The organism is Cupriavidus sp. SZY C1 (assembly GCF_032190535.1).
GTDB classification, from domain to species: domain Bacteria; phylum Pseudomonadota; class Gammaproteobacteria; order Burkholderiales; family Burkholderiaceae; genus Cupriavidus; species Cupriavidus pauculus_C.
In genome coordinates, this window is sequence record NZ_JAUANU010000002.1 from 26,942 (window position 1) to 51,461 (window position 24,520).

Sequence of the window (24,520 nt, forward strand, 5' to 3'; positions counted from 1 at the left end):
TCCAGCCTTACTTCGGCTGCATCCGGATCGCGCCGTCCAGCCGGATCACCTCGCCGTTCATCATCGTATTGCCGATAATGGCCTGCGCCAGCCGCGCAAACTCGGCCGGGCGCCCCAGGCGCGGCGGGAACGGCACCATCTTGCCCAGCGCGTCCTGCACTTCGGGCGGCATGCCCAGCAGCATCGGCGTCTCGAACAGGCCCGGCGCGATGGTCATGCAGCGCACGCCGTCGCGGGCCAGGTCGCGGGCGATGGCCAGCGTCATGCCGACCACGCCACCTTTCGACGCCGCATAGGCGGCCTGGCCGATCTGCCCATCGAACGCAGCCACCGACGCGGTATTGATGATCACGCCGCGCTCGCCCTCGGCGTCGGGCGTGTTCTGCACCATGGCCGCCGCCGCCAGCCGGATCATGTTGAACGTGCCGATCAGGTTCACGCGGATCGTCTTCTCGAACGCGTCCAGCGGGTGCGGGCCGTTCTTGCCCACCGTCTTCGACGCCACGGCAATGCCCGCGCAGTTGACCAGCCCGGCCAGCCGGCCCAGCTTCACGGCCGCGTCCACCGCCGCCTGGCCGTCGGCCTCGGCGCTGACATCGCACCGGACAAACTGGCCGCCCAGTTCCTGCGCCAGCGCCGTGCCGGCCGCCTCGTTCAGGTCGGCGATGACCACCTTGCCGCCGGCCTTGGCCAGCATCCGCGCCGTGCCTTCGCCCAGCCCCGAGGCGCCACCGGTCACGATGAATACGTTGCCCTGGATGTCCATCCGTCCGTCTCCTAGTTCGTTGTTGCGTGTTGTGGGGGTCCCGCATCGCATGCCGTTTACGTTAACGTAAATCGCCGGGCGGCGGAACCCGCATCGATACGGAGCCCGGCCGGAAAGCAAAACGGCCCAGCCGAAGCTGAGCCGTTTGTCACGGGCGGGGATGCGCCGGGATTACTTCAGCGCCTCGAACACGCTGGCGGTGATCTTGTCGACGTCGCCGACGCCCGAGATCTTGCGGTACTGCGGCGGCGCCACCTTGGCCGAGGCGTCGCCCTTGGCGGCCCAGCCCGAGTAGTAGTCCACCAGCGGGCGCGTCTGCTGCGAGTAGACGTCCAGGCGCTTGCGCACGGTCTCTTCCTTGTCGTCGTCGCGCTGGATCAGCGGCTCGCCGGTCTCGTCGTCGACGTTTTCCACCTTGGGCGGGTTGTAGCGGACGTGGTACGTGCGGCCCGACGCCACGTGCACGCGGCGGCCGCTCATGCGCTCGATGATCGCGTCGAACGGCACGTCGATCTCCAGCACGTAGTCGATGGCCACGCCGGCTTCCTTCATGGCCTCGGCCTGCGGGATCGTGCGCGGAAAGCCGTCGAACAGGTAGCCCTTTTCGCAGTCGGGCTGCTTAAGGCGGTCCTTCACCAGGCCGATAATGATGTCATCGGACACCAGGCCGCCCGCGTCCATCACTTTCTTGGCTTCGATGCCCAGCGGCGTGCCGGCCTTCACGGCGGCGCGCAGCATGTCGCCGGTGGAGATCTGCGGAATACCGAACTTCTCGCAGATGAACTTGGCTTGCGTGCCTTTGCCGGCGCCAGGCGCGCCCAACAGGATCAAACGCATTTACGGGTCCTCAAGGTATTTGAATTCGGTCTGGCGGGGGGGTATGGAAGGAGGGTACCGCCGCAACTTGACGCGGGACTTACGCGGTGCGTGCCGTAGGGCGCGTGCCCAGGCATGTGCCGGCGTCCGCTCATGCGGCGCCCGGCGCGGCGGCAACGCGCATCCGGGCTGGCTCGATCTCTCTATCTCCCCACCGAGCCTTTGCAGCCGTGCCTCTCACGGTCTGCGGGCTCTGTATCGGCAGGCATTATGCCACGGGCGATGCCGGTTCGGCCTTCGTCCAGGTTGCAGCAGTATGAACCCCGGCGTGAAACCGGGGTCTACGGCAGCCGCCGTCAGGGGCCTTCCTGCGCCATGCCCTGCGTCCACAGCGCGCGCACGCGTTCCAGGTCGGCCGGGGTGTCCACGCCCGGTGCCGGGGCGGCGGCCGTGACCATCACGCCGATGCGCTCGCCATGCCACATCGCGCGCAGCTGTTCCAGCGCCTCCACCTGTTCCACCGGCGAGATCGCCAGCGTCGGGAAGCGGCGCAGGAAGCCCGCGCGGTAGGCGTACAGGCCGATATGGCGCAGCACGGGCATGTCCGGCAGCGGCACGCTGGCCGACGCGGCCGGCTGCGTGGGCACCGCCGACCAGGCGTCGCGCGCCCACGGGATCGGCGCGCGCGAGAAATACAGCGCCCGGCCCGCGTTGTCGCACACCACCTTCACCACGTTGGGATTGAAGACCTCGGCCACGTCGTCCAGCGGATGGGCGGCGGTGGCGATGGCGCAGTCCGGGTGCGCGGCCAGGTGCAGCGCCACGGCGTCGATCAGGTTCGGATCGATCAGCGGCTCGTCGCCCTGCACGTTGACCACGATGGCGTCGTCATCGAGCCCGAGCAGCGTGGCGACTTCCGACAGGCGATCGGTGCCCGAGGGGTGATCGGCCCGCGTGATGACGGCCTCGACGGCATGCGCCGCGCAGGCCGCGGCCACCTCGGGGGCGTCGGTGGCCACCACGGTGCGCCGGGCCGACGACGCGTGCGCCCGCTCGGCCACGCGGACGACCATCGGATGGCCGCCGATGTCGGCCAGCGGCTTGTTCGGCAGCCGCGTGGAGGCCAGCCGCGCCGGAATGACGACGGTGAATGCGGGAATGCTCATGATGCGCGGGAGGGCGGAAGACGGAAGGGGCGGGGGGCGCGGGCTCAGTTGCCGGACGGCTCCACGGGCACCACGCGGCCGGGCACCGACTGGCGGGCCTCGTCGGCCAGCATGACCGGAATGCCGTCGCGGATCGGATAGGCCAGCTTGTCGGCGTGGCAGATCAGTTCCTGGGCGGCGCGGTCGTATTCCAGCTTGCCCTTGCAGAGCGGGCAGACGAGGATTTCAAGCAGCCGGTTGTCCATCCTGGTGTTCCTTGTCGAGCCCGGTCGTCGTGCCGCTGGCAGCGGATTGTCCCGTGGTGACGGGCGTGGCGACGGCCGGGTTGCGCGCCAGCACGGCGCGGCGGATTTTATCGATCAGGCCCGCGTCGATCACGGGCGTGGTGGGGACGACCCAGATCCTCGGGTCGTCAAAGCGCTCGCATTTTACGGCATCCTTCTCGGTGATCAGGATCACGTCGGCGTGCAGCGCGGCGTCGTTGTCCGCGAACGGGTCGGCGGCAAAGTCGTAGTGGTCCGGCAGCGGCAGCGTGGCGATCGACGTCAGGCCCGCCGCGCGCAGGCTGGCGAAGAAGCGTTCCGGATTGCCGATGCCGGCCGCGGCCAGCACGCGCTGGCCCGCGAACCGCGCCACCGGGCGCGCCATCGTGGGGTCGGCAAGCTGCCAGGCATCGGCCAGTTCCAGCCGCATGCCGTAGACGTCGGGCTTGTCGGGCGTGGCGCGGAAGTGCGGGTCGTTGATCAGCGTGGCGTCGCGCGGGCGGTCCAGCGGCTCGCGCAGCGGCCCGGCCGGCAGCAGCATGCCGTTGCCGCCCATGCGCGCGTCGAACATGACGATCTCGAAGTCGCGCTGCAGCCGGTAGTGCTGCAATCCATCGTCGAGCAGCAGCACGTTGACGCCCGGATGCGACACCAGCATGGTCTGCGCGCACAGCGCCCGGTCCGGAAAGACCCAGACCGGCACGTCGGTGGCGCGCGCAATCAGCAGCGGTTCGTCGCCCACGTCAGAAGCCTTGGACGTCGGCTTGACCCGGCGCGGATGCGTGAGCGTCACCCCGTAGCCGCGCGAGACCACGCCCGGGCGCAGGCCCGCTTCCGACAGCGCATGGGCCAGCGCGATGACGGCGGGCGTCTTGCCGGTGCCGCCCACGGTGACGTTGCCGACGACGATCACCGGCATCGGCAGCCGCGTGGACTGGAACCAGCCGCGCTGGTAACCATGGCGGCGGATGCGCGCCACCAGGCCGAACAGCAGCGACAGCGGCCACATCAGCCAGGCAAACCAGCCGCGGCGCTGCCACTGGGCGGTGACGAAGTCGGCAAGGGCGTGTCGGGGTGCGGGCATGAAAGGGAGGGAAGCAGGCCGGGCCGCCGTCCAGGGCTGGATGGGCGGCGCCGGCCGAATGCGGACATTATGCATGGCGCGGCGCACGCGCCCAAGCGTGGCGCCCGCCCTGGCCGCCGGCTAGCGCGGCTGCGAACTCTGCGTGGCGAAGGTCAGCCGCGACAGGCCGGCCACGCGCGCGGCCTCCATCACGTTGATCACGGCCTGGTGGGTGGCCTGGGCGTCGGCATTGACGATTACCACGGGCTGCTGGCCGCTGCCGGCCGGGCCGGCGGCGCTGCGCAGCTGGTCGGCCAGGCTGGTCACGTCCTTCTGCTCCAGCACCTGCTTGTTGACGGAATAGACGCCGCGCGCCGACACCGAGACGACGATCTCGGTCGGATGCTGCTGCGCGCGGTCGGCATCGGCGGTGGGCAGCTGGATCTGCAGCTCGGTGAAGCGCGAGTACGTGGTCGTGATCATCAGGAAGATCAGGATCACGAGCAGCACGTCGATGAGCGGGATCAGGTTGATCTCGGGCTCCTCGCGCCGCTGGCGGGAACGGAAACGCATGGCGTGCTCCCGGCCGCGTCAGGCCCGCCGCTGCGGCAGGATGGCGTCCAGGAACGCGGTGGCGCGGAATTCCAGCTCGGCCACGTAGTCGTCCACGAGCCGGCGGAAGTAGCGCCAGAAGATCAGGGCCGGAATCGCCACGATCAGGCCGAAGGCCGTGTTGTAGAGCGCCACCGAGATGCCGTGCGCCAGCTGTTCGGGGTTGGCGCCGGTGCCGCCCTGGCTGCCGAAGATCTCGATCATGCCGATCACGGTGCCCAGCAGGCCCATCAGCGGCGCCACCGACGCAATCGTGCCCAGCGCGTTCAGGTAGCGCTCCAGGTCGTGCGCCACCACCCGGCCGGCTTCTTCCACCACATCCTTGGCGGCGTCGCGCGACGTCTGCGGCTGCAGCACCACGTGGCGCAGGCCGGCGGCCAGCACGCGGCCCAGCGGCGAATTCTTTTCGAGCGTGTTGACCACCTCGGGCGTGGCCTTGCGCTGCTGGGCGGCGGAAAGCGCCTCCTCGTACAGCCGCGGCGGCAGGATCTTGCTGCGCTTGAGGGAGATGAAGCGTTCGACGATCAGCGCCAGCGCGATGACCGAGGCCAGCAGCAGCGGCCAGATCGGCCAGCCGGCCGCTTGAATGATGGAAAACACGTGGACCCCCGAAATTCTACGTAGACGACAGACCCGAAATGGACGGCTTGAAGCACGAACGACGTGGCAGCCTTTGATGCGGGTCGCGCCCAACGCGCGCCGCACCGGCGATGCTCGAAAAATTGCAGGCGCCACTCTAACCCGCCCGCCGCCAGCGCGGCAAGCCACGCACACCGGCCGCTGTCTGCGGCTTTCCACACATAACCGGGACAGGATTGTGGACCGGTTGTGGACAGCCTTCGGAAAGGTCGCGTAAACCGTTGATTGCAAAGGGCCCCGGGTCGATTGCCTGTTTTTTGGGCAAGCGGGGCAAAGCGGCCATGTGGCGCCTGCTTTCCTTGTCGAACAGGGTTTGCGGACGGTCTGCGGGCGCTCCCGGCCCCTGAATGGGGCAGCTTTCCACATCCGCACGGGACACGGCTGTGGACGGGCTGTGGAAAGCCTTTGAAGATTCTACGTAAACCGTTGATCCGAAAGGGAAAGATCTTCCGTGCCTAATTATTGGGCAACCGCACGCCGCGATCCGGGCGCCAGACAGCCTGCTGGCGGGGCGACGCTTTCCACACCGGAGCAGGAAAGGATTGTGGATCGGTTGTGGATAAACCGGGGAGAAGCGGGCTAAGCCGTTGATCCATAACGACGTATACGTTTCTGCCTAAATTTTGTGCAAACGTAGGCTCACGTGCCTTGTGCGTCGCGGTCGACAATCCGGGGCCCCAGGCCGTTACCACAGCCGGCTCTGGCCTGTCACGTATACGTTGTCCACAGATCCGACGCTTGACAAATCCATTATCCAAAGCTTCTGTGGATAACTTTGTGAACAAGCGTCCCCGGATTTTGGTAAGTCGTTGACGCGTAAGGTTTTCTCTTACATTGCCTGTTTTTTGGACCGGGGCGAATCTTCAACAGAATCAAAGGCTTGTACGGATTCATGCGGATTCCGGGGCCGGCCGTGTGCACCGCGCGATGCCTCTTGACATAGCGGTTATGCTGTGGACATGTCCATCCCACGCCGCCTGCGCGGCCGTGCCCCATGCCAGAGAACGAGAACCTTTCGCGTTTTGCGCCGTCCCAGGCGCCTTCGCGCACGCGCGACGTGATCCCGGTCAGCGAACTGAACCATGCCATCGCCGGCGTGCTCGAACGCAGCTTTCCGCTGGCGTGGGTGCGGGGCGAAATCTCGAACTTCACGCGCGCGGCCAGCGGCCACTGGTATTTCTCGCTGAAAGACGCCCGCGCGCAGATCCGCTGCGTGATGTTCCGCGGCCGCAACCAGCATGTCGACTTCACGCCGCGCGAGGGCGAGGCCGTGGAGGTGCGCGCCGTGGTGTCGATGTACGAGGCGCGCGGCGAGTTGCAGCTTGGCGTGGAAGCCATGCGCCGCGCCGGCCTGGGCAACCTCTACGAGGCGTTCCTGCGGCTCAAGGACAAACTCGCGCAGGCCGGTCTGTTCGATGGCGCACGCAAGCGGCCGATTCCGCGCCATCCGCGCACGATCGGCGTGGTCACGTCGCTGCAGGCGGCGGCCATGCGCGACGTGCTGACCACGCTGCGGCGGCGCGCGCCGCACGTGCCGGTCATCGTCTATCCGGTGCCGGTGCAGGGCGCCGGTGCCGCCGACAAGATCGCGGCGATGCTCGACGTGGCCAGCGAGCGGGCCGAATGCGACGTGCTGATCCTGTGCCGCGGCGGCGGCAGCATCGAGGACCTGTGGTCGTTCAACGAGGAAGTGGTGGCCCACGCCATCGCCCGCAGCCGTGTGCCCGTGGTGGCCGGCGTGGGCCACGAGACCGATGTGACGATTGCCGATTTCGTGGCCGACGTGCGCGCGCCGACGCCCACCGGTGCCGCCGAGCTGGTCAGCCCCGACCGCGACCACCTGCTGCAGGCCGCCCGCCGCGCCCGCGACGCGCTGGCGCAATGCATGGACCGCCAGCTCGCCCGCCGCGCGCAGCACCTGCAATGGCTGACGCGCCAGTTGCGCAGCCCGCAGGCCCAGTTGCAGGAGCGCCGGGCGCACGTCGACAATCTGGCGCGACACCTGCGGGCGGCATTGCGCGACACGGTGTCGGCGCAGCGCCACCGCCACGACGTGCTGGCGATGCGCTGGCGCGCCTGCAAGCCGGACGCCGCCCTGCAACAGCAGACGCTGGACCGCCTTGCCGCGCGCATGGACATGGCGCTGGAGCGGCGCCACGAGCGCGACACCCAGCGGCTGGCGCGCGCGGCCGGCGCGCTGGAGCTGCTGGCGCCCCAGCGCACGCTGGAACGCGGCTACGCCGTGCTGCTCGATGCGCGCGGCCGGGCGCTGCGCTCGCCGCACGAACTGCGCCCGGGCAGCATCGTCGAGGCCCATCTGGCGGACGGTACCGCCGACGTGGAAATCGCCGGCGTGCAGGCCAAGCTGGCGACATTCTGATGCCCCGCGACGCGCCCTGCTGCGACTGATTCTCAGTCGACCCCAGGCGCTTCCCCGGCCCGCCGCCGGGGAAACTAACATGAGGGCAGGGGGCTTTCCGGGGCCGTTTGCGCGGGTCTGGCAAGTCACCTACAATCGTCCGTTCTCCCCACCCAAAACCGAGACAGAACAATGGAACACAAGCTCCCCCCGCTCCCGTACGCGCATGATGCCCTGGCTCCGCACATCTCCAAGGAGACCCTGGAGTTCCATCATGACAAGCATCACCAGACCTACGTCACGAACCTGAACAACCTGATCAAGGGCACCGAGTTCGAGAACGCGTCGCTGGAAGAGATCGTCAAGAAGTCGTCGGGCGGCATCTTCAACAACGCGGCCCAGGTGTGGAACCACACGTTCTACTGGGAATCGATGAAGCCGAACGGCGGCGGCCAGCCGACCGGCGCCCTGGCCGACGCGATCAACGCCAAGTGGGGTTCGTTCGACAAGTTCAAGGAAGAATTCACGAAGGTGGCCGTGGGCACCTTCGGTTCGGGCTGGGCCTGGCTGGTCAAGAAGGCCGACGGCTCGCTGGACCTGGTGTCCACCTCGAACGCCGCCACCCCGCTGACCACCGACGCCAAGGCCCTGCTGACCTGCGACGTGTGGGAACACGCCTACTACATCGACTACCGCAATGCCCGCCCGAAGTACGTCGAGGCATTCTGGAACGTCGTGAACTGGGACTTCGCCGCGAAGAACTTCGCCTGAGCGAACCTGTAGCCCAGCATGAAAGCCCCGGCCAGCCGGGGCTTTTTGCTTTGCGCAGCCCCGCCGATCCGCACCTCAGGACACCTGCCGCAACCGCCGCCGCCACGCCACCGCGCCCGTCGACGCCAGCGCCACGCCGGCCACGATCAGCGTGCAGGCCAGGAAGACCATTGACCAGTCGCGGTCCCTGACGTGGCCGGCCAGCGCCAGGCCCAGCATCGACAGCACCGGGGTGCCGTAGCCCAGGACGCCGATCTGCGCCGCGTTGCCGTGCCGCATGGCGTAGTCCCACAGCACGAACGCGATGCCGAGCGGGCCCAGGCCGATGGCCAGCACCCAGCCCAGGCTTGCCAGCGGCAGGGCGGCCGGCGGTTCCAGCACCAGATGGCTGGCGATGGCCAGCAGCCCGGCGCCCAGGCAGAAGCCGCCGACGGCCCACGACGAGAACGGCGGCAGCCAGCGGGCGCCCAGCGAGTAGACGGCCCAGACCACGGCGGCCAGCAGCGCCATCGCGTAGCCGGCCGCGTACGCGGGGCTGAACGCGACGCCGCCCGGGCCGGACAGGATCGCCACGATGCAGCCGCCGAACCCCAGCAGCGCACCGGCGATCTTCGCCACGCCATCGGCGCCGCGCCAGACCGGCGTGCCGAGCAGCACCAGGATCAGCGGCCACAGGTAGTTGATCAGGTTGGCCTCGGCGATCGGCGCCAGCCGGAACGCCATCACCAGCCCCGCGTTGTAGACGAACAGGCACGCCACGCCGAAGGCCAGCGTGCGCAGCGGCACGCGCCAGTCGCGCAGCCGGTGCACGCAGGTAAGGCTGCCCGCGCACAGGGCCAGGCCGGTCAGCAGCAGCGGCGGCACGTCGGGCGCGCGGGACACCAGCGTGGCGAACGACGCCCAGAGAACGATGGCGCCAGCGGCGCCGAGCCATGCGGCCAGGGTCATGCGAGTACTCCGGGGGCGGCCGTGTCTTCGTCGGCCAGCAGGTTGAAATCGGTCAGGCAGTTCAGCCGCATGGCGCGGATGTGGTCGGTCATGAAGTCGATGAACACGCGGATGCGCGTGGGCAGGTGCTGGCGGCTCAGGTAGCAGATGTAGTGGCCGCGGTCGTCGGGCGCGTGCCGGCGCAGCGCCACCACGAGCTGCTGGTCCGCCAGCGGCTGGCAGATCTGGTAGCCGGCCATCTGGGCGATGCCCCAGCCTTCCAGCACCGCGTGCAGCACCAGGTCGGCGTCGTTGAACGTCATCCGCGCCCGGGGCATGTACTTGCGCACCACGCCGTCCACCTTGAACTCCCATTCGAAGATGCGCCCGCTTGAGAAGCGGAAGTTGATGCATTCGTGCTGCGCCAGTTCGTCCAGCGTCTGCGGCAGCCCGTGGGTGGCCACGTACGACGGCGCCGCGCACAGCGCCATCTGCATCGGTATCAGCTGCTTGGCGATGATGCTGGAGTCCTCGATGCGGCCGTTGCGGAACGCCACGTCGATCTGCTCGGACGCAAAGTCGGTGGGCCGGTCGTCGAGCAGCAGGTCGATGGCGATGTCCGGGTAGACCTTGACGAACTTGTCCAGCAGCGGCGCCACCACCTTGCGGCCGAAGCCCACCGTCGAGCTGATGCGCACCAGCCCGCGCGGCGGGCCCTGGCGCAGCTCCAGCATGTCGTTCATCGCCTCGACGATGTGCGTCACGCCCTGGTGGCAGTTGTCGAAGAAGCGCTGGCCCTCGCGCGTGAGCTGCGTGCTGCGCGTGGTGCGCAGGAACAGCCGCGTGCTGAGCTGGGTTTCCAGCTTCTGCACGTTGCGGCTGACGGCCGAGCGGCCGATGCCGAGCCGCTCGCCGGCCTTGGCAAAGCTGCCCTCGCTGGCCACGGCCATGAACGCCATGATGCCGGCGTAGCTGGCGGCGAAACTGGTCGACAGCGCGTCGGCGTGGTTCGGCAGGCTGAGCCGGAAACTGCGGTCCGCCGCGTCGGGTGACGGCGCCGGTTCCGCCGCCTCCGGTAAGTCCTGTGATTCCGGTAAATCCGGTGATTCCGGTGGTGTGGTGTGTGTCGATCCCATATTCTTTCCCCTGATGCAATCGGGCGCCGTCCGTCGCGGCAATGCCCTGTAAGCGAGTCTTGCGGGCGTGGCCCGCGGCTAGGCGGCGTGTGTGCGGCCGGGCTGCTACGCGGCGGCGCAGGGCAGGCGCACCACGAAGGTTGTCCCGCCGCCGGGCCGCGCCATGGCGTCGATGGTGCCGCCGTGGTCGGCCACGATGCGCCGGCAGATCGACAGCCCCACGCCCATGCCATCCGCCTTGGTCGTCTGGAACGGCTCGAACAGCCGGGGCAGGGCGTCCGCGGCAAGGCCGCAGCCCCGGTCGCTGATGGTCGCCACGGCCGCGTGGCCATCGGCACGCAGCGTGACGGTCAACGGGCGCGCGGCGCGTGGCGCGGCGTCGGTGCCGGCCATGGCCTCGATCGCGTTGACCACGAGGTTGACGAAGAGCTGCTGCAGCGCCGCGCGCTCGCCCAGCACGGGCAGCGGCGCGGCCGGCAGGTCCAGCGCCGCCGTCACGCCGTGGCGGCGCAGGTCGTCGTCGAGCCAGCGCAGCGTGTCGCGCAGCACGCCATCCAGCGGCACCGGCTGCGGCGGCCGCGCCTGCGGGCACGCCAGCCCGCGCAGGTCCGCCAGCACGGTGCCGGCGCGTCCGGCATCGGCCACCAGCGATTCGAGCGAGGCAATGGCGCGGGCCACGTCGGGCGGATCCTGGCGCAGCCAGCGCAGCGCGCCCTGTCCGCGCGTGGCGACGGACGCCACCGGCTGCACCACGTCGTGCACGATCATCGCCACGCTGCGGCCCAGCACGGCCAGGCGATCGGCATGCAGCGCGCGGCGGCCATCGGCATCGGCAGCCGGGGGCGCCGGCGCGGAGGCGCTGGGGTCCACCACCGCCACGCGAACTGCGTCATTCATTGCTTCTCTCGCTGATTTCGGTCACGCCGCCGGCTCGGCAGGACACCTTCCCGCATACCCCGAACACCCGTATGGACCGGTGCGTTCGATGTTAATAAGCGCTTAATATGCCGTAAATGACAGCGTTCCCGTGTTTCCTGCCAGACGGCCAGCCGGGCGCGGCACTTCAGTGCGATTTCGTCGCCGATTGGTGCAAAAGTGGAAACGGCGTGGCTCGCGCCGGCCGCTTGTGACCGGGCCCGCCGCTCACTAGACTCGCTCCCCGATTTGTCCTGTCGCACCGACAACCCGCCACGTGCCGCGGGGACGCCCGGCCCATGCCCGTCCGTCGTGCGACGCCACCGGACCTGACAGACGGGAGCCCAAAAAACGATGACAACCCTGCCCGTGCCCACGCGGCCCCTCCAACCGTTTGCCGCGTCGCGGCGGGGCCGCCCCGCCCCGGCCGTGTCACGCACCGCGCGCAAGCTTGCGCGGGACTGCCCCGCTGTCATAGCATCCACCGTCCACCGCCTTACCTGCCATGCTTCCGAACCAGCCGCCCCCCGCCCCGGGAAACATTGAAGACATGCCGCGCAACGTCCTGTTCGTGGCATACCCCGACGTCAGCCTGCTCGACCTTGCCGGACCCCAGACCGTGTTCTGGGCCGCGTCGAACTACGCGCGGGCGCGCGGCATGGCCGGATACCGCTGCCATACGGCCAGCTATGCGGGCGGCCCGGTGGCAACCGTGGAGGGCACCACGCTCGATTCGGTCTCGCTGGCGTCGTTCGACCTGCGCATGGTCGATACGGTGATCGTGCCGGGGTCGCCAACCATCCTCGAAGTGGCCCGCACCGAGACCGCGCTGATCGGGTGGCTGGCCGGCGCGGCCGGCACGGTGCGCAACATGGCGTCGGTGTGCAGCGGGGCGTTCCTGCTGGCCTTCGCGGGCCTGCTCGACGGCAAGCGCGCCACCACGCACTGGGCCATGCTGGGCCGCTTTCGCGAACTGTTTCCGACCGTCGACCTGGACCCGGACGCCATCTTCGTGCGGCAGCAGAACCTGTGGACGTCGGCGGGCGTGACCACCGGCATCGACCTGGCGCTGGCGATGGTGGAGGCCGACTACGGCCACGAGGTGGCGCTGAACTCGGCCAAGGAACTGGCCGTGTACATGAAGCGGCCCGGCGCCCAGCCACAGATCAGCGAGATCCTGATCTCGCAGAGCCGCCAGGTGCCGGTGTTCGAATCGCTGCACCTGTGGATCATGCAGAACCTGTCGCGCGCGGAGCTGTCCGTGGAGCAACTGGCCGAGCACGTCGGCATGAGTCCGCGCAACTTCGCCAGGGTCTACAAGGAAAAGACCGGGCGGACGCCGGCCAAGGGCGTGGAGCACTTTCGCGTGGAAGCGGCGCGGCGCCAGCTGCAGGACCTGGACCGGCCCATCGAGGTGATCGCCCGCGACTGCGGCTTTGGCAGCGAGGAACGGATGCGCGTGACGTTCCAGCGCCACTTCGGGCTGTCGCCGAGCGAGTACCGCCTCAAGATCAACCGCTAGCGCCGGCCCCGGCCGGCCCGCGATCCGATTGATGCTTTTTGGGAAACATGGTGCGTCCGGCGCCAGTCTGGCGCGGCGCGGCGGCGCCACCTAGCATGCCGGTATGTGGACGCGGTCCACCCCAGCATGGAGAGAGACATCATGAACATCGTAGTGATTGGCGGCACGGGCCTGATCGGCAAGAAAGTGGTGGCGCGCCTGCAGGCGCAGGGGCATCAGGTGCGGGCGGCGTCGCCGGCCAGCGGCGTCAACGCGGTGACCGGCGAAGGGCTGGCGCAGGCGCTGAACGGCGCCCAGGTGGTGGTCGACGTGGCGAACTCGCCGTCGTTCGAGGACAAGGCGGTGCTGGAATTCTTCGAGGCGTCCGGACGCAACCTGGCGGCGGCCGAGAAGGTGGCCGGCGTGTCGCATCACGTGGCGCTGTCCGTGGTGGGCACCGACAAGCTCGAACAGAGCGGCTACTTCCGCGCCAAGAACGCCCAGGAAGCGCTGATCCGCGGCGCGGGCGTGCCGTACACCATCGTGCGCGCCACCCAGTTCCTGGAATTCCTGGGTGCCATCGCGCAGTCCGCCGGCGGCGCCGACACGCTGCGCATCACCACCGCCTACATCCAGCCGATGGCCTCCGACGACGTGGCGCAGGCCGTGGCCGACGCCGCGCTGGCGCCGCCCGTCAACGGCATCGTCGAGACCGCCGGCCCCGAGCGCTTTCGCATGCACGAGATCGTGCGGCGCTACCTGGCCGATACCGGCAACCCGCTCACGGTCAGCGGCGACCCGGCGGCGCCTTACTTCGGCGCCGTGCTGCAGGAAGGCACGCTCGTGCCCGAGGGCGACGCGCGCCTGGGCACCATCCGCTACGAGGACTGGATCCGCACCCAGCAGAAATAGCCGCCAGGAGACACTTCCATGGAGAACGAGGGGCTACAGCCCCCGCCATTGACGTTGCTCGACCGCTACCTGGGTCAGGGATTCACCGCGCTGTACACGACGACGGTCACCGTGACCGGCGGCCAGGCCGCGCATGGCCGCGCGTCGGGCGTGGCGCGCTCCGACGACGGCAACCTGATCCTTGAACTGCGGCTGCCCGCCGCGCTGGGCGGGCCCGGCAGCGGCACCAATCCGGAACAGCTCTTCGCGGCCGGCTACGCCGCCTGCTTCCACGGCGCGCTGAGCCTGCTGGCCAGGCGCGCCGGCATCGACATGACGCCGGCGACGGTGGCTGCGCAGGTGTCTTTCGGCCGCGATCCTGTGGATGGCGGCTACGCGCTCGTGGCCGAGATCCGCATCCGCATGCCGGGCGTGGCACGGCCCGTGGCCGAGGAACTGGTGCGCAACACCGAGCGGCTGTGCCCGTACGCCAAGCTGGCGCGCGAGGGCATGCACAGCATTGTCTGCGTCATCGACTGACCCGCCCGCCGATTGGTGTTCCCAGGGCAACAGACTGGGCACCGACACGGCACTACCCGCGCCCCACGGGGCGCACTACGATTCGATGCAAGCAGTGCCCACCTTGGCGCGATCGTGCAATTGGGCCCGGCGAGCAACATTCCCATCCACCTGCAGGAGAGACACATGTCGCAACGTTTGAACTACTTTCAGCAATCCCCGGAACTGTCGAAGAAGCTCGTGGAACTGGGCGGGCTGTTCCAGAAGACGACGATCGAGCAGCACATCCGCGAACTCGTGGAAATCCGCGCCTCGCAACTGAACGGCTGTGCGTTCTGCGTCGACATGCACATCAAGCAGGCCAAGATCCACGGCGAGCGCGAGCTGCGCCTTCACCACGTGGCCATCTGGCGCGAATCCACGCTGTTCGCCCCGCGCGAGCGCGCCGCGCTGGCCTGGACCGAGGCGCTGACCCAGCTGCCCGCGCACGGCGTGCCCGACGACCTGTACGAGCGCGTGCGCACGCAGTTCTCGGAAAAGGAACTGTCGGACCTGACGTTCCAGATCGGCGTGATCAACACCTGGAACCGCCTCAACGTGGCGTTCCAGACCGTGCCGGGATCGGCCGACAAGATGTTCGGCCTGGACAAGGCCGGCCTGGAGTGATGCCATGAGGCGCTTTGCATCGCTTGCATCGCTCGCGGCGCTGGTTGCCGCGGCCGGGCTGGCCTTCGCGCAGCCCGCGCTGGCCGGGCCCACCGACGCCAAGGTCACGGAACTGACCCGCCAGGCGCTGGCCGACTACCCGGGCAAGGAAGTCGAGATGATCGTCGTGGAGTACCCGCCGGGCGGCTACGACCCCGTGCATCGCCACGACGCGCACGGCTTCATCTACGTGCTGGAAGGCACCATCGTCATGGGCGTGAAGGGCGGCAAGGAAGTCACGCTCAAGGCCGGCCAGACGTTCTACGAAGGCCCGGACGACGTCCACACCGTGGGTCGCAACGCCAGCAAGAGCAAGCCGGCCAAGTTCGTCGTGTTCCTGATCAAGAAGCAGGGCGCGCCGATCCTGACGCCGGTCCAGTAAGCCATCCCACGCCGGCAGGCCCCAGGCGGGGCCCCGCCGCGCGCATCCCGTGCCCGCCGCCCCGCGCGGCGGCCACATCCCGATGCCTGCCCCCGTCTTCATGTAGCGACCTTGTTCGGTCCCGTTGGCCGACGCCTTCCGCCTCCGGGGGCGTCGGCCTTTTTTCCGTGCCGCGCGGGGTTGTCACCGGCCCGGCCGATTGGTGCGCGCACGGAAACGCGGCCTCCCCCGGCGGCGTCTTGTTGCGGTGCCGCGTGGTTTCTAGACTGGTTGCACCATCGTTCCATCCCTGCCTGCAGCGTTATCCGGAGTCCATCGTGCACGCCATGACACCCAAGCCCCCGCGCGGCCGCGAAGCCGTCGAACCGGTCGTCTACATCGTCGACGACGACCCCGGCCTGAACCACGCGCTGGCCGACCTGCTGGCCTCGGTCGGCATCCGCTCGCGGTCGTTCCTGTCGGCCGACGCGTTCCTGGCCGCGCAGATCGAACCGGTGCCCGGCTGCGTGGTGCTGGACGTGCGGCTGCGCGGCGCCAACGGGCTGGAGGTACAGCGCGAGATGGTCCGGCGCGGCATCGGCCTGCCAGTGGTGTTCATCACCGGGCACGGCGACATCGAGATGACGGTGCGCGCGATGAAGGCCGGCGCGCTCGACTTCCTGCCCAAGCCGTTCCGCGACCAGGACTTTCTGGACGCCGTGACAGGCGCCATCGACGTGGACCGCTGCAAGCGCCAGGCGCTGCAGTGCTGCGACGACCTGCGCGCCCGCTACGCCACGCTGAGCGCCCGCGAGCGCGAGGTGATGGCGCTGGCGGTGTCGGGGCTGATGAACAAGCAGATTGCCGGGCGCATCGGCATCAGCGAGGTCACGATCAAGATCCACCGCAGCCGCGCCATGCGCAAGATGGCCGCGCGCACGTTCGCGGACCTGGTGAAGATGGCCATCGAGCTGGAGCTGCCCACGCTCGGCCAGAACGCCATGGCGCCCCGCCACGCCCATGGCCAGGCCGCCCGCAGCCTCGATCCCGCGGGCCACCTTGACGGCCGCCTCCTCGTTGAGATCGGCCACGGCCACGGCCGCGCCCTCCCGGGCCAGCAGTTCCGCGATGGCCTTGCCGATGCCGCTGGCGGCGCCCGTGACGATGGCCGATTTGCCTTGAAGCTTCATGATGTTCTCCGGATAACGGGTTGGCTTACTGTTGCAGGTAGTCGAACACGACTTCGCCGAGGCCCAGCGTCAGGTCGGCCACGTAGTGCCTGGCGCCCAGCACCTCCAGCACCGGCAGCGACGCCACCGGGGCCAGCGCGTGGGGAAAGAGCGACAGGGCGGCGGGGCCGGTCCAGGCGCCCCGCACGGCCACGTCCTTGAGGAAGAAACAGACCAGCTCGCACACGCGCGCCGTGCCGTCGACATGGGGCAGGATCTTGAGCAGGTAGTTCGGCGTGCCGGCCAGGGCGTCGCGCACCGGGTCTGGCGCGATGCAATGGTGCTTGTAGCCCATCGTCCCGGTCGCCACGCGCACCGGGCCGTAGTCGAGCGTGCCCACCAGCGTGTCCTTTTCCATCGACAGGCGCGGGCTCGCCAGCTTCTTCGGAAACCCCCAGATCTCGCGGCCGCCCGCCAGCGGCGGATGGTCGTCCAGGAACATCGCGTGCGTGTAGTTGCCCGGCCGCCCCTGGTAGGTCACCGGAATCACCTGGCCGGACTCGGTGTAGTCGCCAAAGCCCGTGGAATCGGGCATGCGGATGAATTCGTAGTGGACGACGGGCTCGGCCACCGCCAGCGGCTCGGGCACCACCGCGCGCAACAGGTCCGGATCGGTGCGGTACGAAATGACAAGGTATTCCCGCTGCAGGAACCGGTACGGTCCCATCGGGTAGGCCGGGCTGCACAGCGGCGTGGCATACGCGCGCTCCCGGATGGTCTGGACGTCCATGGCATGGCCTCCATAACAATGCCGCGCCGCGACGCCGCCGTCCCGATGACGGCAGCCCATCGCGGCCCGGATTCATTCTGGAAGGCCCGGAGGCGTCAAGCCATTACACCTGCGTATCGCCGGCGCGATGCTTAGGTATGAGGGGGTGAGCGGTTTGGGGGACGTTAGCTGAAGATGCCCAGCCCGTGCTTGTCTATGATTTGCAGGAGCCTGGCCGCCATGCCGCTGGGCTTCTTGTCACCGCGTTCCCATTGCTGCACCGTGGAGGTGCTGGTGTTCAGGTACACCGCGAAAACGCTCTGGCTGACGTTGAATGTCTGCCGAAGCCTGGCAATGTCCCTGGCCTTGAACTCGGGAGGCTTCTCGATGCAGGATGCGTCGAACTCCCGCATGGTCTTCTTGTCGATGATCCGGGCGTCGTGCAGCCCTTTTGCGGCGCTGTGAATCGCCTCGAACGCGTCGCTTCTATAGCGCGTCTTACCCATTGCAGATCTCCACGAGCTCTCTTGATTGCAGCAATCGGTCCATGTCTGCGGCTTTCATCGCGTTATAGAGCTTGGCAAGTTTCCGAAATTCCTTGAGTTCGGCATCGTCGATGTTCTCGCGGTCCTGCTTGGCGAAAAGGAAAACATAGATCCAGAAACTTCCGACTTTGCTCAGGATGATGCCGCGCCGCCGGTTGCCGTCCAGGCGCTTTTTCCAGACGTTGCCGCCCAGGTTGTCGCCTTGGCCGCTGCTGAGGGCCTTGGCGGCCCGGCACAGATCGTCATCGCGAATGCCGCCTGCCTCGGCGGCTTTTGCAAACCATCTAGTTTTAAAGACCCGGTGAAAGTGCATTGCTATTGGTGTGTTGCATGGAATCCTACACCATAGCACTGGGTGCTACAAATACGCCAGATTCCTTCTTGACCGACAACAAGCAAAAAGCCCCGGCAACGCCGGGGCTCCTGAACCGATCGGGTCGTGCCAGGCGGCTTACTGTGCCGTCCAGCCGCCGTCCATGGCCCATGCCGCGCCGCGCACCTGGTCGCCGGCGGGCGAGCACAGCATCAGCACCAGGCCGCCGAGCTGTTCGGGGGTGACGAACTGGCCGGACGGCTGCTTGTCGGACAGCAGCCGGGCCTGGGCGGCGTCGCGCGGGATGTTCTCGCGCTGTGCGATGGCGTCGATCTGGGCGGCCACCAGCGGCGTCAGCACGAAGCCGGGGCAGATCGCGTTGCAGGTGATGCCGGTGGCGGCCGTCTCCAGCGCGGTGACCTTCGTCAGGCCCACCAGCCCGTGCTTGGCGGCCACGTAGGCCGACTTGCCGGCCGAGCCGACCAGCCCGTGGACCGACGCGATGTTGACGATCCGGCCCCAGTTGGCCGCGCGCATCGCCGGCAGCGCCAGCCGCGTGGTGTGAAAGCCCGAGCTGAGGTTGATGGCGATGATGTCGTCCCACTTCTGGACCGGAAAGTCCTCCACGGGCGACACGTGCTGGATGCCGGCGTTGTTGACCAGGATGTCCACGCCGCCAAAGCGCGCCTGCGCCAGCGCGAACATTGCCTCGATCTCGTCGGGGCGGCGCATGTCGGCCGGGTGGTGCACGGCCTGGGCGCCCGTGGCGGCGATGGCCGCCAGCGCGGCGTCCACGTCGCCAAAGCCGTTCAGGACGATGTTGGCGCCGGCCTGGGCCAGCGACTGGGCGATGCCCAGCCCGATGCCGCTCGTGGAGCCGGTGACCAGCGCGGTCTTGCCTTGCAGATTGACCATGATGCCTCCTTGCTTGTCAGACCAGGCCGGTCAGGTAGAACACCAGGATCACGAAGAACACGGCCAGCGTCTTGATCAGCGTGATGGCGAAGATGTCGCGGTACGACTCGCGGTGCGTGAGGCCGGTGACGGCCAGCAGCGTGATGACGGCGCCGTTGTGCGGCAGGGTGTCCATGCCGCCGCTGGCCATCGACACCACGCGGTGCAGCACTTCCAGCGGAATCTGCGCGGCCTGCGCGCCCTGGATGAAGACGTCGGACATGGCCGCCAGCGCGATGCTCATGCCGCCCGAGGCCGAGCCGGTGATGCCGGCCAGCGTGCTCACCGACACGGCCGCGTTGACCAGCGGGTTGGGGATGCTGCGCAGCGCGTCGCTGACCACCAGGAAGCCCGGCAGCGCGGCGATGACGCCGCCGAAGCCGTATTCCGAGGCGGTGTTCATCGATGCCAGCAGCGCGCCCGACACGGCGCTCTTGGTGCCTTCGGCAAAGCGGGCCTTGACGGCGCCGAACGCGGTGGCCAGCACGACGACGATGCCCAGCAGCAGGGCGCCCTCGACGGCCCAGATGGCCGTCACGCTGGCGATCTTGGTTTCCACCGGCTTGGACAGGCCTGGCAGCGACACGCTGTTGGCCTGGCCGTACCAGAGCGGGATCATCCGCGTGAGCCAGAAGTTCGACACGCCGACCACGATCAGCGGCAGGATGGCCAGCAGCGGCGGCGGCAGCTTGCCGCCTTCCATGCGCTGCGGCTCGTTGACGAGGCTGGTGCCGTAGCCCTCGCCGCGCGCGGCGGCGGCGCGGCGGCGCCATTCCAGGTACGACAGGCCCACGATGATGATGAACAGCGACCCGGCCACGCCCAGCACCGGGGCGGCCCAGGACGTGGTGTTGAAGAACGTGGTCGGGATGATGTTCTGGATCTGCGGCGTGCCCGGCAGCGAATCCATCGTGAACGAGAACGCGCCCAGCGCGATGGCGCCCGGCATTAGGCGCTTGGGGATGTTGCTCTGGCGGTAGAGCTCGGCCGCGAACGGGTAGACCGCGAACACGACCACGAACAGCGAGACGCCGCCGTAGGTCAGCAGCGCGCAGACCGCCACGATGACCGCGTTGGCGCGCGAGCGGCCGATGTAGCGGATGGCGGCGGCGACGATCGATTCGGAAAAGCCGGACAGCTCGATGACCTTGCCGAACACGGCGCCGAGCATGAACACCGGGAAATAGAGCTTCACGAAGCCGACCATCTTCTCCATGAAGATGCCGGAGAACACGGGCGCCACGGCCGACGGGTCGGTCAGCAGCACGGCGCCCAGGGCGGCCAGCGGGGCAAACAGGATCACGCTGTAGCCGCGGTAGGCGGCGAACATCAGGAACGCCAGTGCGGCGAGCACTACTACAAAGGACATGGGGTCTCCATCGCTTGTTCTTGAATGCGGTCGAGCAGCGCGGATGCCTGGCCGTGCCGTCGAATGCGATATTCCCTCGCGCAGATGACAAGGGGCCGCTTCAGTAGCAGGCTCTGTGCCACACCAAAAACGTTGTCGAAAAGGCGCTGGAAGTGTATCCCACGCCCTTTTGTCTCGACATTGAGACAACGCAAGCGGTGGCGAACCACCCGTGTCTCCGTTGTGAGACACTGCGCGTCTTCACTTCGAGACACCCACACCCGCATGCAAAAGATCGCCGAGCCCGGTGGCGCCCTGCTGCTGGACTACGACTACGTGGCCCGGCGGGCCATGGAATCGCTGTTCCGCACGTTCGAGAACTTCAGCGAGGGCACGTTCGTGGTGGACGAGCACGCGCACGTGGTCTGGATCAACAAGCGCTACGCGGCGCGCTTCGGGTTCACGAACCCGCAGGACGCCATCGGGCTCGACTGCGAGCAGGTGATTCCGAACAGCCTGATGCGCGAGGTGGTGACCACCGGCAAGCCGATCCTGCTGGACCTGCTGGAAACCGACCGCGAGCCGATGATCGTGACGCGGCTGCCGATCAAGGACGACAGCGGCCGCACCATCGGCGCGGTGGGTTTTGCGCTGTTCGACGAACTGAAGGCGCTGACGCCGATCTTTGCGCACTACTCGCGCGTGCAGGCCGAACTGGCGGCCGCGCGGCGCTCGCTGGACCATGCCCGCCGCGCCAAGTACACGTTCGCCAGCTTTGTCGGCGCCAGCCCGGCCGCGCAGGAGGTCAAGCGCCAGGCGCGGCGCGCGGCGCTGGTGGAGTCGCCGGTGCTGCTGCTGGGCGAGACCGGCACGGGCAAGGAACTGCTGGCCCACGGCATCCACGCCGGCTCGGCGCGCGCCGAACGGCCGCTGGTGACCGTCAACGTGGCCGCCATCCCCGAGACGCTGCTGGAGGTCGAATTCTTCGGCGCGGCGCCGGGCGCCTACACGGGCGTCGACCGCAAGGGCCGGGTTGGCAAGTTCGAGCTGGCCGACGGCGGCACGCTGTTCCTGGACGAGATCGGCGACATGCCGCTGGCGCTGCAGAGCAAGCTGCTGCGCGCGCTGCAGGACCGCGAGTTCGAGCCGCTGGGGTCGAACCGGATCGTGCGCAGCGACGTGCGGATCATCGCCGCCACGTCGGCCGACCTGCCGGCGCTGGTGGCCGACGGCCGCTTTCGCGCCGATCTCTATTACCGGCTCAACGTGCTGACGATCGAGCTGCCGCCGCTGCGCGCGCGCCGGGCGGACCTGCTGCCGCTGGTGTCGGCCATCGTCGAGGAACTGAGCATCAAGGCCGAGCGCCATCCGATTGGCCTGCAGGATGATGCGCTGCGGCTGCTGGCCGACTACGACTGGCCCGGCAACGTGCGCGAGCTGCGCAACGTGCTGGAGCGCGCGGTGATGCTTTGCGACGAGGATTCGGTCGACGCCACCGCGCTGGCGCCGCTGCTGGGCGCCCGGCGGCCCGCCATGGCGGCGCTGGCACCGGAGCCGGCGCCGGCCGGACCGGGCGAGGTGGTCCCGGCGCTGGCACCCGTGGCCGCCGTGGCCGCCGAAGTCCTGCCAGCCGCACCCGCCTCCGCGCCGCCGCTGTCCTACGCCGATGCCATGGCGCAATTCGAGGCTGCGTTCCTGGCGCAGGCGCTGGATGCCTGTGGCGGCCGCGTGGCCGAGGCCGCCGCGCGCGTGGGCATCAGCCGCGCCGCGTTCTACAAGAAGCTGGCCGCCGCGCGCGGGGCGGGCTGACCGTACGAACCGACACGGCGGCGTGATACCGTCGCGCGAGGCAACGTGAAGGGAGGATGCATGCAATCGGGCATTGTCGAGACCGGCTATGGTTCCGATCCGGTCGGGCTGGTCAGCGGTTTCCTGTTCGAGCCGGGGCGGCCCGGGCGCGAGATCGATTCCAACGCCGCCGCCGCGTGGCTGCGCGGCCATCCCGCGGCCGGGCCGGACGATGCGACGCAGGGCGAACGCCCGTTCGTCTGGCTGCATTTCAACCTGTCGCACAGCGCCTGCGAACGCTGGATGCGGGCCCAGCTGGCGTTGCCCGAGGACTATTTCGAGGCACTGCGGCAGGGTTCGCGCTCCACCCGGATCGAGCGCCAGGACGACGCGCTGCTGGCCGTGGTCAACGACGTGATCTACAACTTTGGGGTGACGTCGACCGACATTTCGACACTCTGGGCCCATGCCGACTCCCGGCTGGTGGTCACCGCCCGGGCCCGCCCGCTGCGCTCGGTAGACCGCTTGCGCGCCGCCGTGCGCCGGGGCGAGATGTTCGGCTCGCCGCTGAAACTGGTGGTGCACCTGCTGCAGGACCAGGCCGACGTGCTGGTGCAGATCGTGCGTGAGACCGGCGTCAACGTGGACCAGATCGAGGATCAGTTGCTGTCGCAGCGGCTGCAGTCGAACCGGGCGGACCTGGGGTCGATGCGGCGCGGGCTGGTGCGGCTGCAGCGGCTGCTGGCGCCCGAGCCCGGCGCGCTGTTCCGGCTGCTGAACCGGCCGCCCGCGTGGCTGCAGGAAAGCGACCTGCAGGAGCTGCGGGAGTCGACCGAGGAGTTCTCGCTGGTGCTCAGCGACCTGGCCGCGCTGGTGGAGCGGATCAAGCTGCTGCAGGAAGAAATCGCCGCCAAGCTCAACGAGCAGACCAACCGCACGCTGTTCACGCTGACGCTGGTCACGGTGCTGGCGCTGCCGATCAACATCGTGGCGGGCTTCTTCGGCATGAACGTCGGCGGCATCCCGCTGGCCGAACACCCGCACGGCTTCTGGGTGCTGGTGGTGCTGGTGGCCAGTTTCACGGTGCTGGCGGGGCGCTGGGCGTTCCGCAAGCAGGAAGGCGGCATGATGTGATGCATCGTGCCTCTATGACAGTTCATCGAATTGCCACGGGGCGGGCGTACGATCGGTCACCAAGGCGCCCGCCGTCCGGCGCGTGCAATGGAGGATAGCCATGAACTACAACGACGAGGAACTGATCCGCCGCATCCACCGCGAGGTGGCGGACTACTACGACGAGGAACTGGAGCTCGAACTGGAAGACCGCGACCCGACGCTGGTGCAGAGCGTGCTGGCCGGCGAATCGGGCGGCCCCGGCGACAACAGCAATCTCAACGGCGACGAGGCCGAGCGCGCCGAGCGTCATCGCTACTTCCGCGAGCTGTTCCGCCTGCAGGGCGAACTGGTCAAGCTGCAGAGCTGGGTGGTGGCCACGGGCCACAAGGTGGTGATCCTGTTCGAGGGCCGCGACGCGGCCGGCAAGGGCGGGGTCATCAAGCGCATCACGCAGCGGCTCAACCCGCGCGTGTGCCGCGTGGCGGCGCTGCCCGCCCCGAACGACCGGGAACGCACGCAGTGGTACTTCCAGCGCTATGTGTCGCACCTGCCGGCGGCCGGCGAGATGGTGCTGTTCGACCGTAGCTGGTACAACCGCGCCGGCGTGGAGCACGTGATGGGCTTCTGCACCGACGAGCAGTACGAGGAATTCTTCCGCTCGGTGCCGGAGTTCGAGCGCATGCTGGTGCGCTCGGGCATCCAGGTCATCAAGTACTGGTTCTCGATCACCGACGACGAGCAGCACATGCGCTTCCTGAGCCGCATCCACGACCCGCTCAAGCAATGGAAGCTGAGCCCGATGGACCTGGAGTCGCGCCGCCGCTGGGAAGACTACACGCGCGCCAAGGAGGTCATGCTGGAGCGGACCCACATCCCCGAGGCGCCCTGGTGGGTCGTGCAGGCCGTCGACAAGAAGCGCGCGCGGCTGAACTGCATCCACCACCTGCTCCAGCAGATGCCCTACGTGGAGCCCGCGCAGGCGAGCATCGTGCTGCCCCAGCGCGAGCGCCATGCCGACTACACGCGGCAGCCGGTGCCCGACAACATGTACATCCCCGAGGTCTACTGACCCGCGCCCACGCACGCCAGCCTGCGTGCGTTTCACGAC

General features: G+C 68.6%; 25 protein-coding genes and 2 pseudogenes. 11 read left to right on the plus strand and 16 right to left on the minus strand.

The genetic code is table 11. From position 1 onward, the window contains the following. Positions 1–7 precede the first annotated feature (7 nt). The 7 genes from QTN24_RS04260 to QTN24_RS04290 form a co-directional block, all read right to left on the minus strand. Complete coding sequence (locus QTN24_RS04260; RefSeq protein WP_124682329.1) at positions 8–766, minus strand: 3-hydroxyacyl-CoA dehydrogenase; 759 nt, start codon at positions 764–766, stop codon at positions 8–10. A gap of 171 nt (positions 767–937) precedes the next feature. Continuing rightward, a complete protein-coding gene (gene adk, locus QTN24_RS04265) occupies positions 938–1,603 on the minus strand; it encodes an adenylate kinase (RefSeq protein ID WP_124682328.1) in 666 nt (221 codons plus the stop codon). A 335-nt stretch (positions 1,604–1,938) separates the two neighbouring features. Next, positions 1,939–2,748: a 3-deoxy-manno-octulosonate cytidylyltransferase gene (gene kdsB / locus QTN24_RS04270; RefSeq protein WP_313835413.1), complete on the minus strand. Its 810-nt coding sequence runs from the start codon at positions 2,746–2,748 to the stop codon at positions 1,939–1,941. A gap of 44 nt (positions 2,749–2,792) precedes the next feature. After that, complete coding sequence (locus QTN24_RS04275) at positions 2,793–2,993, minus strand: Trm112 family protein (protein WP_101680194.1); 201 nt, start codon at positions 2,991–2,993, stop codon at positions 2,793–2,795. Further along, complete coding sequence (gene lpxK, locus QTN24_RS04280; RefSeq protein WP_313835414.1) at positions 2,974–4,095, minus strand: tetraacyldisaccharide 4'-kinase; 1,122 nt, start codon at positions 4,093–4,095, stop codon at positions 2,974–2,976. The genes QTN24_RS04275 and lpxK overlap by 20 nt, the downstream gene beginning before the upstream one ends. A gap of 120 nt (positions 4,096–4,215) precedes the next feature. Continuing rightward, on the minus strand, positions 4,216–4,647 hold the full coding sequence (locus tag QTN24_RS04285) for an ExbD/TolR family protein (RefSeq protein ID WP_124682325.1): 432 nt from the start codon (positions 4,645–4,647) through the stop codon (positions 4,216–4,218). Between the two features lie 18 nt (positions 4,648–4,665). Further along, positions 4,666–5,286 (minus strand): MotA/TolQ/ExbB proton channel family protein, encoded by a 621-nt coding sequence (locus QTN24_RS04290; RefSeq protein ID WP_124682324.1) that lies wholly within the window; start codon positions 5,284–5,286, stop codon positions 4,666–4,668. A gap of 1,033 nt (positions 5,287–6,319) precedes the next feature. Here QTN24_RS04290 and xseA point away from each other — a divergent pair. Together xseA and sodB are read left to right on the plus strand one after the other, a co-directional pair. Continuing rightward, on the plus strand, positions 6,320–7,705 hold the full coding sequence (gene xseA, locus QTN24_RS04295) for an exodeoxyribonuclease VII large subunit (RefSeq protein WP_313835415.1): 1,386 nt from the start codon (positions 6,320–6,322) through the stop codon (positions 7,703–7,705). A gap of 171 nt (positions 7,706–7,876) precedes the next feature. Next, positions 7,877–8,455, plus strand: coding sequence for a superoxide dismutase [Fe] (gene sodB, locus QTN24_RS04300; protein WP_124682322.1), 579 nt, complete (start codon positions 7,877–7,879; stop codon positions 8,453–8,455). A gap of 75 nt (positions 8,456–8,530) precedes the next feature. Here sodB and QTN24_RS04305 read toward each other — a convergent pair whose 3' ends face one another. The 3 genes from QTN24_RS04305 to QTN24_RS04315 all read right to left on the minus strand — a co-directional run bounded on the left by QTN24_RS04305 (position 8,531) and on the right by QTN24_RS04315 (position 11,415). Continuing rightward, on the minus strand, positions 8,531–9,403 hold the full coding sequence (locus tag QTN24_RS04305) for a DMT family transporter (RefSeq protein ID WP_124682321.1): 873 nt from the start codon (positions 9,401–9,403) through the stop codon (positions 8,531–8,533). Next, positions 9,400–10,518: a LysR family transcriptional regulator gene (locus QTN24_RS04310; protein WP_313835416.1), complete on the minus strand. Its 1,119-nt coding sequence runs from the start codon at positions 10,516–10,518 to the stop codon at positions 9,400–9,402. Before QTN24_RS04310 ends, QTN24_RS04305 begins: the two co-directional genes overlap by 4 nt. 105 nt (positions 10,519–10,623) lie before the next feature. Beyond that, a complete protein-coding gene (locus tag QTN24_RS04315) occupies positions 10,624–11,415 on the minus strand; it encodes a sensor histidine kinase (protein WP_313835417.1) in 792 nt (263 codons plus the stop codon). Positions 11,416–11,983: 568 nt separating this feature from the next. On the opposite strand from QTN24_RS04315, the gene QTN24_RS04320 reads away from it, so the two are divergent. From QTN24_RS04320 to QTN24_RS04345, 6 genes and pseudogenes are all read left to right on the plus strand, one after another. Next, positions 11,984–12,955 (plus strand): GlxA family transcriptional regulator, encoded by a 972-nt coding sequence (locus QTN24_RS04320; protein ID WP_253699945.1) that lies wholly within the window; start codon positions 11,984–11,986, stop codon positions 12,953–12,955. 141 nt (positions 12,956–13,096) lie between these two features. Continuing rightward, positions 13,097–13,846 (plus strand): SDR family oxidoreductase, encoded by a 750-nt coding sequence (locus QTN24_RS04325; protein ID WP_313835418.1) that lies wholly within the window; start codon positions 13,097–13,099, stop codon positions 13,844–13,846. 18 nt (positions 13,847–13,864) lie between these two features. Continuing rightward, entirely contained in the window at positions 13,865–14,365 is a 501-nt protein-coding gene (locus tag QTN24_RS04330; RefSeq protein WP_313835419.1) for an Ohr family peroxiredoxin, read from the plus strand. Positions 14,366–14,530: 165 nt separating this feature from the next. After that, positions 14,531–15,010 (plus strand): carboxymuconolactone decarboxylase family protein, encoded by a 480-nt coding sequence (locus QTN24_RS04335; RefSeq protein WP_124682315.1) that lies wholly within the window; start codon positions 14,531–14,533, stop codon positions 15,008–15,010. A 4-nt stretch (positions 15,011–15,014) separates the two neighbouring features. Continuing rightward, positions 15,015–15,431: a cupin domain-containing protein gene (locus QTN24_RS04340; protein WP_124682314.1), complete on the plus strand. Its 417-nt coding sequence runs from the start codon at positions 15,015–15,017 to the stop codon at positions 15,429–15,431. A gap of 326 nt (positions 15,432–15,757) precedes the next feature. Next, positions 15,758–16,315, plus strand: a pseudogene (locus QTN24_RS04345) (response regulator transcription factor); the annotation flags it as partial. 105 nt (positions 16,316–16,420) lie between these two features. Here QTN24_RS04345 and QTN24_RS04350 read toward each other — a convergent pair. From QTN24_RS04350 to QTN24_RS04375, 6 genes and pseudogenes are all read right to left on the minus strand, one after another. Beyond that, positions 16,421–16,600, minus strand: a pseudogene (locus tag QTN24_RS04350) (SDR family NAD(P)-dependent oxidoreductase); the annotation flags it as partial. Positions 16,601–16,625: 25 nt separating this feature from the next. Continuing rightward, the gene (locus QTN24_RS04355) at positions 16,626–17,369 is read right to left on the minus strand and encodes an acetoacetate decarboxylase (RefSeq protein WP_313835420.1); all 744 of its coding nucleotides are present in this window, start codon (positions 17,367–17,369) and stop codon (positions 16,626–16,628) included. Between the two features lie 164 nt (positions 17,370–17,533). Further along, on the minus strand, positions 17,534–17,854 hold the full coding sequence (locus tag QTN24_RS04360; RefSeq protein WP_313835421.1) for a DNA-binding transcriptional regulator: 321 nt from the start codon (positions 17,852–17,854) through the stop codon (positions 17,534–17,536). Then, positions 17,847–18,212, minus strand: a complete 366-nt coding sequence (locus tag QTN24_RS04365) for a type II toxin-antitoxin system RelE/ParE family toxin (protein WP_409558985.1) — start codon at positions 18,210–18,212, stop codon at positions 17,847–17,849. The genes QTN24_RS04360 and QTN24_RS04365 overlap by 8 nt, the downstream gene beginning before the upstream one ends. A gap of 132 nt (positions 18,213–18,344) precedes the next feature. Beyond that, positions 18,345–19,121 carry a 3-hydroxybutyrate dehydrogenase gene (locus QTN24_RS04370; RefSeq protein ID WP_313835423.1) on the minus strand — a complete coding sequence of 259 codons (777 nt, stop codon included), beginning with the start codon at positions 19,119–19,121 and terminating at the stop codon, positions 18,345–18,347. Positions 19,122–19,137: 16 nt separating this feature from the next. Beyond that, the gene (locus QTN24_RS04375; protein ID WP_313835424.1) at positions 19,138–20,529 is read right to left on the minus strand and encodes a GntP family permease; all 1,392 of its coding nucleotides are present in this window, start codon (positions 20,527–20,529) and stop codon (positions 19,138–19,140) included. A 264-nt stretch (positions 20,530–20,793) separates the two neighbouring features. Here QTN24_RS04375 and QTN24_RS04380 point away from each other — a divergent pair, with 264 nt between their 5' ends. From QTN24_RS04380 to ppk2, 3 genes are all read left to right on the plus strand, one after another. Then, a complete protein-coding gene (locus tag QTN24_RS04380) occupies positions 20,794–22,317 on the plus strand; it encodes a sigma-54 interaction domain-containing protein (RefSeq protein WP_313835425.1) in 1,524 nt (507 codons plus the stop codon). A 60-nt stretch (positions 22,318–22,377) separates the two neighbouring features. Further along, a complete protein-coding gene (locus QTN24_RS04385; RefSeq protein WP_313835426.1) occupies positions 22,378–23,430 on the plus strand; it encodes a transporter in 1,053 nt (350 codons plus the stop codon). A 100-nt stretch (positions 23,431–23,530) separates the two neighbouring features. Beyond that, on the plus strand, positions 23,531–24,481 hold the full coding sequence (gene ppk2, locus QTN24_RS04390) for a polyphosphate kinase 2 (RefSeq protein WP_124682305.1): 951 nt from the start codon (positions 23,531–23,533) through the stop codon (positions 24,479–24,481). The last annotated feature ends 39 nt before the right edge of the window (positions 24,482–24,520 follow it).

Excerpts from the sequence above, each read along its gene's own strand:
- kdsB (WP_313835413.1), bottom strand. The coding sequence starts at position 2,748 with ATGAGCATTCCCGCATTCACCGTCGTCATTCCGGCGCGGCTGGCCTCC.
- QTN24_RS04375 (WP_313835424.1), bottom strand. The coding sequence starts at position 20,529 with ATGTCCTTTGTAGTAGTGCTCGCCGCACTGGCGTTCCTGATGTTCGCC.
- QTN24_RS04310 (WP_313835416.1), bottom strand. The coding sequence starts at position 10,518 with ATGGGATCGACACACACCACACCACCGGAATCACCGGATTTACCGGAA.
- QTN24_RS04305 (WP_124682321.1), bottom strand. The coding sequence starts at position 9,403 with ATGACCCTGGCCGCATGGCTCGGCGCCGCTGGCGCCATCGTTCTCTGG.
- QTN24_RS04315 (WP_313835417.1), bottom strand. The coding sequence starts at position 11,415 with ATGAATGACGCAGTTCGCGTGGCGGTGGTGGACCCCAGCGCCTCCGCG.
- QTN24_RS04325 (WP_313835418.1), top strand. The coding sequence starts at position 13,097 with ATGAACATCGTAGTGATTGGCGGCACGGGCCTGATCGGCAAGAAAGTG.
- QTN24_RS04285 (WP_124682325.1), bottom strand. The coding sequence starts at position 4,647 with ATGCGTTTCCGTTCCCGCCAGCGGCGCGAGGAGCCCGAGATCAACCTG.
- QTN24_RS04355 (WP_313835420.1), bottom strand. The coding sequence starts at position 17,369 with ATGGACGTCCAGACCATCCGGGAGCGCGCGTATGCCACGCCGCTGTGC.
- QTN24_RS04320 (WP_253699945.1), top strand. The coding sequence starts at position 11,984 with ATGCCGCGCAACGTCCTGTTCGTGGCATACCCCGACGTCAGCCTGCTC.
- QTN24_RS04340 (WP_124682314.1), top strand. The coding sequence starts at position 15,015 with ATGAGGCGCTTTGCATCGCTTGCATCGCTCGCGGCGCTGGTTGCCGCG.
- QTN24_RS04380 (WP_313835425.1), top strand. The coding sequence starts at position 20,794 with ATGCAAAAGATCGCCGAGCCCGGTGGCGCCCTGCTGCTGGACTACGAC.
- QTN24_RS04260 (WP_124682329.1), bottom strand. The coding sequence starts at position 766 with ATGGACATCCAGGGCAACGTATTCATCGTGACCGGTGGCGCCTCGGGG.
- adk (WP_124682328.1), bottom strand. The coding sequence starts at position 1,603 with ATGCGTTTGATCCTGTTGGGCGCGCCTGGCGCCGGCAAAGGCACGCAA.
- xseA (WP_313835415.1), top strand. The coding sequence starts at position 6,320 with ATGCCAGAGAACGAGAACCTTTCGCGTTTTGCGCCGTCCCAGGCGCCT.
- lpxK (WP_313835414.1), bottom strand. The coding sequence starts at position 4,095 with ATGCCCGCACCCCGACACGCCCTTGCCGACTTCGTCACCGCCCAGTGG.
- QTN24_RS04370 (WP_313835423.1), bottom strand. The coding sequence starts at position 19,121 with ATGGTCAATCTGCAAGGCAAGACCGCGCTGGTCACCGGCTCCACGAGC.
- QTN24_RS04330 (WP_313835419.1), top strand. The coding sequence starts at position 13,865 with ATGGAGAACGAGGGGCTACAGCCCCCGCCATTGACGTTGCTCGACCGC.
- QTN24_RS04385 (WP_313835426.1), top strand. The coding sequence starts at position 22,378 with ATGCAATCGGGCATTGTCGAGACCGGCTATGGTTCCGATCCGGTCGGG.
- QTN24_RS04275 (WP_101680194.1), bottom strand. The coding sequence starts at position 2,993 with ATGGACAACCGGCTGCTTGAAATCCTCGTCTGCCCGCTCTGCAAGGGC.
- sodB (WP_124682322.1), top strand. The coding sequence starts at position 7,877 with ATGGAACACAAGCTCCCCCCGCTCCCGTACGCGCATGATGCCCTGGCT.
- QTN24_RS04335 (WP_124682315.1), top strand. The coding sequence starts at position 14,531 with ATGTCGCAACGTTTGAACTACTTTCAGCAATCCCCGGAACTGTCGAAG.
- QTN24_RS04360 (WP_313835421.1), bottom strand. The coding sequence starts at position 17,854 with ATGGGTAAGACGCGCTATAGAAGCGACGCGTTCGAGGCGATTCACAGC.
- ppk2 (WP_124682305.1), top strand. The coding sequence starts at position 23,531 with ATGAACTACAACGACGAGGAACTGATCCGCCGCATCCACCGCGAGGTG.